This window comes from Actinomadura sp. 9N407 (assembly GCF_044326315.1).
GTDB lineage: Bacteria > Actinomycetota > Actinomycetes > Streptosporangiales > Streptosporangiaceae > Spirillospora.
The window spans coordinates 23390-33554 of record NZ_JBIRAW010000030.1; the positions used below are offsets into that span (position 1 = coordinate 23390).

Consider the following 10165-nt stretch of genomic DNA (forward strand, 5'->3'; position numbering starts at 1 on the left):
GCAAGGAGCACCATCCAGTGAAGACCCTGCAGAACCTGATCGGCGGCGCCTGGGAGGACACCCGGGGGGACGCCGTGCACGAGGTGATCGATCCGGCGACCGAGGAGGCCGTCGCCCGCTGCCCCAGCGGCTCGGCCGAGGACGTCCGCCGGGCCGTGGACGCGGCCGTCGAGGCGCAGCCGGCCTGGGCGGCGCTGCCCGTCGCCGAGCGCGTGGCGCGGCTGACCCGGTGGGCGGACGCCGTGGCCGAGCGCGCCGCCGAACTGGCGGAGGCCGAGTGCCGCGAGATGGGCAAGCCCGTCGCGCTCGGCACGGGCTTCATCGGCGGCGCGGCGCTCGGGTTCAAGGCCGCCGTGGCCGAGGTCCTGGACTACCCGTTCGAGGAGACGGTCGCCGGGCCGGGCGGGAGCGGCACCACGATCCTGCGCAAGCCGCTCGGCGCCACGGCGGTCATCGTGCCCTGGAACTTCCCGGTGCCCATGGTGCTCGGGGCGATCGGCCCGCTGCTCGCCGCGGGCAACACCGTCGTGCTCAAGCCGTCCGAGCGGTCCCCGATGTCGGCGGTGCGGCTGCTGGAGCTGGCGGACCTGCCGCCCGGCGTGGTGAACCTCGTCCTCGGCGACTCCCGGGCCGGCGTGCCACTCGTCGCGGACGACCGGATCGGGCTCGTCCACTTCACCGGCTCAGTCGACGCCGGCCGCCAGGTCGGCCGGGAGAGCGGCGCCCGGCTGCACCGCTCGATCCTCGAACTCGGCGGGAAGGACCCCGTGGTCATCGACGCGGGCGTGGACCCGGCCGCCACCGCGGCGGCGGTCGCGTTCGGCGCGTTCGCCAACTCGGGCCAGATCTGCACGTCCATGGAGCGGATCTACGTGCACCAGGACGTCGCCGGCGCGTTCATCGACGCCCTCGTGGACGTCGCCGGCACCTACGCCCTCGGGGACGGCCGCGACGAGACCACCGTCCTGGGCCCGCTGGTCGACCGGCGCCAGCTGGACATCGTGGAACGGCATGTCGCCGACGCCGTCGAGCGCGGCGCGACCGTCCGTACCGGGGGGAAGGCGCCCGGGGGCAGGGGCTTCTTCTACCCCGCCACCGTGCTCACCGAGGTGGACGACTCCATGCTCGTCATGACCGAGGAGACCTTCGGCCCGCTCGCCCCGGTCATGGTCGTGTCCTCCTTCGAGGAGGGTCTGGAGAAGGCGGCCGGGACGCGTTTCGGCCTCGCCGCCACCGTCTACACCGGCGACCCGGCGCACATGGCGGCCGCGCGCGACATCCCCGCCGGCGTCGTGTGGGTGAACCAGTGGCAGGGCGGCGGACCGGAGCGGCTGTACGAGCCGGCCGGCGACAGCGGCATGGGCGCCACCGGGTCCCGGGCCGCCTACGACGCGGCCACTCGTCCCGTCTCGGTCCACACCGCCCCGGCGGGCGCATGACGGCCGCCGCCAAGCAGCACGCCGCGGACGTCGTCGCCGCTTGGAGCGACCGCCTGGTCGGGCTGTCCCACCGCATCCACGCCCATCCCGAACCGGCTTTCGAGGAGACGCGGGCGAGCGCGTGGGTCGCCGAGGCGCTGGCCGCCGCCGGGTTCGAGGTCGAGCACGGCTGCTACGAGCTGCCCACCGCCGTCCGCGCGACCGCCGGGACGGGCCCGCTGCACATCGCGATCTGCGCCGAGTACGACGCCCTCCCCGGCATCGGCCACGCCTGCGGCCACAACATCATCGCCGCCGCCGCGGTCGGCGCCGGAGCGGCCCTCGCCGGGCTGGCCGACGACCTGGGGCTGACGGTGACCGTCCTCGGCACCCCGGCGGAGGAGGGCGGCGGCGGCAAGATCCTCATGCTGGAGCGCGGCGCGTTCGCGGGCATGGACGCGGCGATGATGGTCCACCCCGCCGCGGTCGAGATGGCCGCGATGCCGGGCTCGGCCGTCGCCCAGTTCGAGGTCTCCTATCGCGGGAAGCCGGCCCATGCCGGGGCGTACCCGGAGCTCGGCGTCAACGCCGCCGACGCGATGACCGTCGCGCAGGTGGCGGTCGGGCTGCTCCGCCAGCAGACGAGCGGGGACGACCGGATCGCGGGCATCGTCACCGAGGCGGGCACCGCGCCGAACGTGATCCCCGACGCGAGCCGGGGGCGGTGGATCGTCCGCTCGTCCACGATGGCGGGCCTCGCCGAGCTCAAGCCGCGCGTGCTGCGCTGCTTCGAGGCCGGGGCGGTGGCCACCGGATGCGACCTGGCGACCACGCCGATCTCCCTCGACTACGCCGACCTGCGGCCCGACGCGGCCATGCTGAAGCTGTACCGGGCCAACGCCGAGGCGCTCGGACGGGTCTTCCCGGACCTGTCCGGCGGCTCACCGGCCGGCGCGGCCACCGACATGGGCAACGTCTCCCATGCCGTCCCGACCATCCACCCCATGCTCGGGCTCGACTGCCTGCCCGCGGTGAACCACCAGCCCGAGTTCACCGCGGCGTGCGTCACCCAGGCCGCCGACAGGGCGGTCCTGGACGGCGCCACCGCGATGGCGTGGACGGCGATCGACCTCGCCCGCGCCTGAGAACGCCGAAAGGGGCGGCCCGGGCCACCGGGCCGCCCCTTTCACCTGCCGGAAGCCGCTGGGCTCACGGCGCCATCTCGTGGACGTCCCCGGAGAACATGACCGAGGAGGCGACGTCGTAGGTCGCGGCGTCCTCGCCCGCCGCCTTCATCTCCGGGCTGCCGAGTGCGGCCGCGAGGGCGTCCCCGTCCTCGAACCACAGCTCCGCGACGAGGTAGGGGCCGTCGCCGCCGAGCGGGCGGGGCCGCGACAGGGTGAACGACTTGAGTCCCGGCAGCACGAGGACGAGCGGCACGTGCACGCTCTCGTAGCGCTCGTCGAACGCGGCGGGGTCGGCAGGGGAGAAGTACTGGACGGTGAGACGGTGCATTTCAGGCCTCCGGTGTCGACGCGACGGGCCAGGTCCTGGCCACGAGGGTGAGCACATCGTAAGTGGCGACCGGCCGATCGTCCTGGTTGGTCACGACGGCGTCCCAGCGGACCTCGCCGTAGTCCGCGCCGCCGCGCGGTGTGATCTCCTTGACGGTCAGCACGACCGCGATGGCGTCGTCCGCCTTGACCGGGGTCAGGAAGCGCAGCGCGTCGACGCCGAAGTTCGCCAGGACGGGCCCGGGGGCCGGGTCGACGAAGAGACCGGCGGCGAGGGACACCACCAGGTACCCGTGGGCGACGATGCCGCCGAACAGCGGGTTGCGGGCGGCGGCCTCCGGGTCGGTGTGCGCGTAGAAGGTGTCCCCGGTGAACTCGGCGAAATGGCCGATGTCCTCGAGCGTGACCGTTCGCCGCGCGGAGGCGATCGTGTCACCGATCCGCAGGTCCGCCAGCGGCTTGCGGAACGGGTGGACGCCGGACTCGGCCCGCGCGGCGCCCGCCGTCCATCGCCCGGTGACGGCCGTGAGCAGGTCGGGGGAGGCCTGGACGGCGGTGCGCTGCATGTGGTGCAGGACCGCGCGGACGCCGCCGAGTTCCTCGCCGCCGCCGGCCCGCCCGGGCCCGCCGTGGACGAGGACGGGCAGCGGCGAGCCGTGCCCGGTCGACTCCCCGGCGTCGTCCCGGTCCAGGACGAGGACGCGGCCGTGCCACGGCGCGAGCCCGAGCACGACGGACCGCGCGACGTCCGGGTCGTGGGTGACGACGGACGCGGCGAGGCTGCCCTTGCCGCGCGCCGCCAGCGCGATCGCCTCGTCGAGGCCGTCATAGGCGAGGACGGTGCTCACCGGGCCGAACGCCTCCACGTCGTGCGGTTCGGCGGCTCCTGGCCGCGCGCGCAGCAGCAGCGGGGTCATGAACGCGCCGCGCTCGGGGTCGCCGTCGAGCAGGGGCCCGCCCCGCGGGTCGCCCGCGACCACCTCGGCGCTCGCCCGCAGCGCTTCGACGGCCTTGCGCACCTCGTCGCGCTGGCCGAGGCTCGCGAGGGCTCCCATCCGCACCTCCGGGTTGCGCGGATCGCCGACGGTCACCTTCGCCAGCCGTGCGGCGAGCGCGTCGGTCACCGGCCCGGCCATCGCCGCGGGGACGAGCACCCGGCGGATGGCGGTGCACTTCTGCCCCGCCTTGACCGTCATCTCGGTGGCGACGCCCTTGACGAACAGGTCGAACTCCGGGTCGTCCGGGCGGACGTCCGGCCCGAGGATCGAGCAGTTGAGGGAGTCGGCCTCGACGCCGAGGACGACGCCGCCGTCCAGCACGTTCGGGTGGCGGCGCAGGATGCCCGCGGTGTGCGCCGAGCCGGTGAAGGCGACCGAGTCCTGGACGGTCAGCTCGTCGAGCAGCCCGCGCGCACCGCCCGCGAGCAGCTGCAGCGCGCCCTCGGGCAGGATGCCCGACTCGATGATCTGCCGTACGGCCAGTTCGGTGAGGTACGCGGTCTGGCTCGCGGGCTTGACGATCGAGGGCAGCCCGGCCAGGAGGGCCGGGGCCAGCTTCTCCAGCATTCCCCAGACCGGGAAGTTGAAGGCGTTGATCTGGACCGCGACGCCCGGCCGGGACGCGTAGAGGTGCTGGCCGACGAACGTGCCGCCCTTGCCGAGGCGCTCCAGGGCGCCGTCCAGGACGACGGTGTCGTTCGGAAGCTCGCGCACGCCCTTGCTCGCGTAGCTGAACAGGGTGCCGATGCCGCCGTCGACGTCGACCATCGTGTCCCGCGAGGTGGCGCCCGTCCGTACCGACAGCGCGTACAGCTCCTCCTTGCCGGCGGTCAGGTGCTTGGCCAGCGCCTTCAGCAGCGCGGCCCGCTCGTGGAAGGTCAGGGACCGCAGCGCGGGACCGCCGGTCTCGCGGGCGTGCCGGACCATCGCGGCGATGTCCAGGCCTCGGCCGGAGACGCGCGCCACCTCCTCGCCGGTCGCGGCGTCGAGCAGCGGCTCCCCGCCGTCTGCCGCCCGGAACCATCGTCCGGCGGCATAGCTCTCCAGCAGCGCGCTCATGGAGCCTCCTTCGTCGGCTCCATGAGCGGCGCTGCTGTGCTCATCGGTTCGCTCGCAGGCTCGCTCACGCTGCCTCCTCTCTGCGGGGCGGGTCCTCGTCGGGTATTGCGCGAGGACGTCTTCGCATGGCACGGTATTACTGACCGAAGGATAAGTAAATACGACCGAGGCCCTGGAGGAACGATGACGACGGAGCAGCGTCCCCCGAGGGGGGACGACCCCCCGCACCCCCCGACCCATCGGGACGAGGACGAGCGGCTCCAGGCCGGCTTCGACGCGACGATCGCGCGCAGGGACCGCATCGAGGCCCGCGACTGGATGCCCGGCGCCTACCGCCGGACGCTGGTGCGGCAGATCGCCCAGCACGCGCACTCCGAGATCATCGGCATGCAGCCCGAGGGCGCGTGGATCGGCCGGGCCCCGTCCCTGCGCCGCAAGGCGATCCTGCTGGCCAAGGTGCAGGACGAGGCCGGGCACGGCCTCTACCTGTACTCGGCGTGCGAGACGCTCGGCGTCTCCCGCGCGGAGCTGACCGATCTGCTGCTGGCCGGGAGGCAGAAGTACTCGTCGATCTTCAACTACCCGACGCCGTCCTACACCGACGTCGGCGCGATCGGCTGGCTCGTCGACGGCGCCGCGGTCTGCAACCAGGTGCCGCTGTGCCGCACCTCCTACGGCCCGTACGGCCGCGCCATGATCCGCGTCTGCAAGGAGGAGTCCTTCCACCAGCGGCAGGGCTACGAGCTGCTGATGACGATGATGCGCGGCACCGAGGCCCAGCGCGCCATGGTCCAGGAGTCGGTCGACCGGTTCTGGTGGCCGGTGCTCATGATGTTCGGCCCGCCGGACGCCGCGTCGCCCAACAGCGAGCGGTCGATGGCGTGGGGCATCAAGCGCAACACCAACGACGAGCTGCGGCAGAAGTTCGTCGACATGACCGTCGCGCAGGCCGAGGCGCTCGGCGTGACGCTGCCCGACCCCGACCTCCGCTGGAACGAGGAGCGCGGCCACTACGACTTCGGCGAACCCGACTGGGACGAGCTCGCCGCCGTCATCCGCGGGGACGGCCCGTGCAACGAGCAGCGGCTGGCGCACCGCCGGGCGGCCCACGAGGACGGTGCGTGGGTGCGCGAGGCGGCCATGGCGTTCGCGGACCGCTCGGCGGCCGCGGCCGGGTCCGCCCAGGCGGTCGCCCGATGAGCGCCGATCGGCGGGAATGGCCGCTCTACGAGGTGTTCGTCCGCGGCAAGCGCGGGCTCAACCACGTGCACGTCGGGTCGCTGCACGCCCCCGACGACGTGATGGCGCTGCGGAACGCGCGCGACGTCTACACCCGGCGCAACGAGGGCGTGAGCATCTGGGTCGTCCGGGCGGACGCCATCACCGCGTCCAGCCCGGACGAGAAGGATCCCCTGTTCGCGCCCAGCGGCGACAAGGTCTACCGGCACCCGACGTTCTACGAGATCCCCGACGACGTCCCGCACATGTGAGAGGAGGGGCCACCATGAGCGATGACCATGACAGCGTCTTCGACGGCCTGATCGGCGGGGACTCCTCGCAGTGGGCGTTCGGTACCGGCTTCGAGGACCCGCTGGCCGGCGTCGACACGACGGTGCCCGGCGGGGTCGACCGCGCCGAACTCGCCGCGTACTGCCTGATGCTCGGCGACGACGCCCTGATCATGTCGCAGCGCCTGTCGGAGTGGTGCAGCCGCGCGCCCGACCTCGAAGAGGACATCGCGCTGGCGAACACGGCCCTCGACCTCCTCGGTCAGGCGCGCCTGCTGCTCGCCCGGGCAGCCGCCGCCGACCCCGGCGTGGTCCCCGCCCTGCCCGAGGGCTCGCCGGTGCCCGCCGAGGACGCGCTGGCCTTCTTCCGGGACGCCGGGCGGTTCTGCAACGTGCGGCTCGCCGAGGTACCGGACGGCGACTTCGCGTACGCCGTCGTCCGGCTGCTGCTGTTCTCCGTGGTCCGGCTCGCCCTGTTCGAACGGCTCCGCGCGAGCAGCGACGGCGTGCTGGCCGCCGTGGCGGACAAGGGGGCCAAAGAGGTCGCCTACCACCGCGACTGGTCGGGCCGCTGGTTCCTCACCCTGGCGAAGGGCACCGAGGAGTCGCGGCGCCGCCTCGTCACGGCCCTCGGCGACCTGTGGCCGCTCCGGGAGGAACTGCTCCGCCCGCATCCGGTGGAGCTCTCCCTCGCCCGGGCCGGCGCCGGTGTCGACCCCGCCTCGCTCCGCGACCAGGCGGACGCCGTCCTCGACCAGGTGCTCGCCGTGAGCGGCGTCGACCGTCCGGACTCCGCGCCGCCGGCCGATGCCGAGCGGGCGGGCCGCGACGGCGCGCACACCGAGGACTTCGACCGGCTGCTGGCCGAGATGCAGGTGGTCGCCCGCGCGCACCCGGACGGGCGCTGGTGAGCACCCGCGAGCAGGCACGGGAACGGGCCGCCGAGGCGGCCGGGCAGGTACGCGACCCCGAGATGCCGATGCTCACCCTCGCCGACCTCGGCGTCCTGCGCGCCGTCGAGGTCGAACGGGACGCCCGCGGCGGCGCGGCCGTCATCGTCTCGATCACGCCGACCTACACCGGCTGCCCCGCCATGGCCACCATGCGGGACGACCTCGTCCACCGCCTGAACGACGCCGGGTTCCCCCGCGTCGAGGTGCGGGTCGCCCTCTCTCCGCCCTGGTCCAGCGACTGGATCTCCGAGCGCGGCCGCGCCGCGCTCCGCGAGGCGGGCCTGTCGGCCCCCGGCCCCGCACCCCGCCGGGACGGGCCGGTGCCGCTCACCCTCGGGCCCGCCAGGCTCGCCCCGCCCTGCCCCCGGTGCGGCTCGGCGGAGACCCGGCTGACCTCCGAGTTCGGTTCCACCGCCTGCAAGGCCCTCTACCGCTGCACCGGCTGCCTCGAACCGTTCGAGCACGTCAAGGAGATCTGAGATGACCACGCTCGCGCCCCGCTCCGCACCGGCGCGGTCCGCCGCGTTCCACTCGCTGACCGTGGCGGCGGTGGACCACCTGTGCGAGGACGCGGCGGCGATCACGTTCGCCGTCCCCGACGAACTGCGCGAGGCGTTCGCCTTCCGGGCGGGGCAGTCGCTCACCCTCCGCCGCGTCGTCGGCGGGCGGGAGGAGCGCCGGTCCTACTCCATCTGCGCCCCGGCCGGGGAGGCGCCGCGCATCGGTGTCCGCGAGATCCCGGGCGGGCTCTTCTCCTCCTGGCTCGTACGCGAGGTGAAGCCGGGCACGCGGATCGAGGTGCTGGCGCCGGCCGGGTCCTGGCAGGCCGATCCCGCGCGGGGCGAGCGGCACCTGTGCATCGCGGCCGGATCCGGGATCACCCCGATGCTGTCGGTCGCCGCCACCGTCCTCGGCCATCCCGGAGGCCAGGTCTCCCTCCTGTACGGCAACCGCACGAGCCGTACCGTGATGTTCGCCGAGGAGCTCGGCGACCTGAAGAACCGGTACGGCCCCCGGCTGCAGACCGTCCACGTGCTCTCCCGCGAGCCGCGCGACGCCGAGCTGCTCTCCGGCCGGCTCGACGCCGGCCGGCTGCGCCGCCTGTTCAGCGACCTGGTGCCGGTAGAGGTCTTCGACCACGTCTGGCTCTGCGGGCCGCTGGCGATGGTGGAGGACGCCCGTTCGGTGCTCGCCGGCCTCGGCGTCCCCGCGGACCGCGTCCACGTCGAGCTGTTCTACGTGGACGCCCCGCCGCCGGAGCCGCGCCGCCGCGAGGACGGGCCGTCCGGCGCGACGAGCGAGCTGACGACCGTGCTCGACGGACTCCGGATGACGGCGACCGTCTCCCGCGACTCGACGCTCCTCGACGCCGCCCAGGCGACGCGCGCCGACCTGCCGTTCGCCTGCAAGGGCGGCGTCTGCGGGACGTGCCGCGCGGTCGTCCGCGAGGGCGAGGCCGACATGCGCCGCAACTACGCCCTCGAACCGGCCGAGGTGGACGCCGGCTTCGTCCTCACCTGCCAGACGTTCCCGGCCGGCGACCGGGTGACCGTCGACTACGACGCCTGAGAGGGCCATGCCGTCCCTCGGACGGCCCCTGCGGCCTCTGCGGGCTCAGCGCTCGTGCCGGGCCAGCCCGTCGAACGCGATGGCGGTGATCGCGCCGGCGACCGTCGCCGGGTCGTACGCCCCGTTCGGGCGGTACCACTCGACCAGCGAGTTCACCATGCCGAACAGCAGCCGGCTCACCAGGGCCGGCGGCACGTCGTCGCGCAGCGCGCCCTCCGCGACCGCGTCCGCGACCAGCGCGGCGAGACGGTCGTCGAGCCAGCGGCGCCGTTCCAGAGCGGCCAGCTCCACCTCGCTGTTGCCCCGTACACGCAGCAGCAGCGTGACGGACGGCTGGTGCGCCACCAGCACCTCGACGCTGCGCCGCACCACCCCCCGCAGCCGCTCGTAGGCGGTCTCCCCGGCGCCCTCGTGGGACGCCTCGGTGACCACGGCGGTGAGCTCGTCGAGAGCGTCGTCCAGGGCCTGGCCGAGCAGCTGCTCCTTGCCGGTGACATGGTGGTAGATGGCCGGCTTCGTCAGCCCGAGCTCCCTGGCCAGGTCGCCCACGCTGGTGGCGTCGTACCCCTTGCGGTTGAACAGCTCCACCGCGGCGCGCACGATCGCCGGCTGGTCATAGCCGGGACGGCCGCGCCGGCGGCGCGGAGCCGGTTCCGCGGGCCCGATCTTCGTCACCCGTGCAGCATCTCACGCATGCGGAAGGGAGCCCGGCGCGGACCTGCCGCCCGGTTCGGGAACGGATTCACCGGGGGACTCCCGGAGAAGATCTTTCGGCCGGTACCGTGGGCCGCGTCGGAACCGTGAAGGAGATCCGGTATGCCTGAAGTGAGCGACCTGGCCGCCGCGGTCTCCGAGCTGGTCGCCGAGGCACTGGGGCGGCCGGCCCTGCCGGAGGAGAACTTCTTCGAGGCGGGGATGGACTCGCTCGCTCTGGTGGAGCTGCACGAGCGGATCACCGAACGGCTGGGCCTGGAGTTCCCGATCACCGAGCTGTTCGCCCATCCCAATCTGGCGGCGCTGCTCGGCTTCGTGGGCGCCACGGGACGGCCGGACGCCCCGCGGCGCGGTGACGCGGCGGCGCGGCGCAGGCGGTCGGCGCCGCGGCACCAGGTGCGGTCGCGGAGCCGGCGCGGGGACACGCGCTGA

11 protein-coding genes are annotated in these 10165 nt (G+C 74.1%); 8 read left to right on the forward strand and 3 right to left on the reverse strand.

All coding sequences use genetic code 11. The features are described 5' to 3' along the window. Positions 1–17 precede the first annotated feature (17 nt). Positions 18–1439, forward strand: a complete 1422-nt coding sequence (locus tag ACH34Q_RS35250) for an aldehyde dehydrogenase family protein (RefSeq protein WP_395987486.1) — start codon at positions 18–20, stop codon at positions 1437–1439. Beyond that, positions 1436–2563, forward strand: coding sequence for an amidohydrolase (locus tag ACH34Q_RS35255; RefSeq protein WP_395987487.1), 1128 nt, complete (start codon positions 1436–1438; stop codon positions 2561–2563). Before ACH34Q_RS35250 ends, ACH34Q_RS35255 begins: the two co-directional genes overlap by 4 nt. A 64-nt stretch (positions 2564–2627) precedes the next feature. Here the strand turns inward: ACH34Q_RS35255 and ACH34Q_RS35260 are convergent, their stop codons facing one another. Next, positions 2628–2933, reverse strand: a complete 306-nt coding sequence (locus tag ACH34Q_RS35260) for an EthD family reductase (protein ID WP_395987488.1) — start codon at positions 2931–2933, stop codon at positions 2628–2630. Position 2934: 1 nt separating this feature from the next. Then, positions 2935–4989 (reverse strand): phenylacetic acid degradation bifunctional protein PaaZ, encoded by a 2055-nt coding sequence (paaZ, locus tag ACH34Q_RS35265; protein WP_395987489.1) that lies wholly within the window; start codon positions 4987–4989, stop codon positions 2935–2937. A 183-nt stretch (positions 4990–5172) separates the two neighbouring features. On the opposite strand from paaZ, the gene paaA reads away from it, so the two are divergent. The 5 genes from paaA to paaE are packed head-to-tail and all read left to right on the forward strand — an operon-like array spanning position 5173 to position 9019. After that, positions 5173–6189 (forward strand): 1,2-phenylacetyl-CoA epoxidase subunit PaaA, encoded by a 1017-nt coding sequence (paaA, locus tag ACH34Q_RS35270; RefSeq protein WP_395987490.1) that lies wholly within the window; start codon positions 5173–5175, stop codon positions 6187–6189. Beyond that, positions 6186–6479 (forward strand): 1,2-phenylacetyl-CoA epoxidase subunit PaaB, encoded by a 294-nt coding sequence (gene paaB / locus ACH34Q_RS35275; RefSeq protein ID WP_395987491.1) that lies wholly within the window; start codon positions 6186–6188, stop codon positions 6477–6479. Before paaA ends, paaB begins: the two co-directional genes overlap by 4 nt. A gap of 14 nt (positions 6480–6493) precedes the next feature. After that, positions 6494–7408: a 1,2-phenylacetyl-CoA epoxidase subunit PaaC gene (paaC, locus tag ACH34Q_RS35280; protein ID WP_395987492.1), complete on the forward strand. Its 915-nt coding sequence runs from the start codon at positions 6494–6496 to the stop codon at positions 7406–7408. After that, complete coding sequence (paaD, locus tag ACH34Q_RS35285) at positions 7402–7929, forward strand: 1,2-phenylacetyl-CoA epoxidase subunit PaaD (protein ID WP_395987585.1); 528 nt, start codon at positions 7402–7404, stop codon at positions 7927–7929. Before paaC ends, paaD begins: the two co-directional genes overlap by 7 nt. 1 nt (position 7930) lies before the next feature. Continuing rightward, positions 7931–9019, forward strand: coding sequence for a 1,2-phenylacetyl-CoA epoxidase subunit PaaE (paaE, locus tag ACH34Q_RS35290; protein ID WP_395987493.1), 1089 nt, complete (start codon positions 7931–7933; stop codon positions 9017–9019). A 45-nt stretch (positions 9020–9064) separates the two neighbouring features. On the opposite strand, the gene ACH34Q_RS35295 is transcribed toward paaE, so the two are convergent. Further along, positions 9065–9694, reverse strand: a complete 630-nt coding sequence (locus ACH34Q_RS35295) for a TetR/AcrR family transcriptional regulator (RefSeq protein WP_395987494.1) — start codon at positions 9692–9694, stop codon at positions 9065–9067. Between the two features lie 141 nt (positions 9695–9835). Between ACH34Q_RS35295 and ACH34Q_RS35300 the strand changes: the two genes are divergently transcribed. Next, on the forward strand, positions 9836–10165 hold the full coding sequence (locus ACH34Q_RS35300) for an acyl carrier protein (RefSeq protein WP_395987495.1): 330 nt from the start codon (positions 9836–9838) through the stop codon (positions 10163–10165).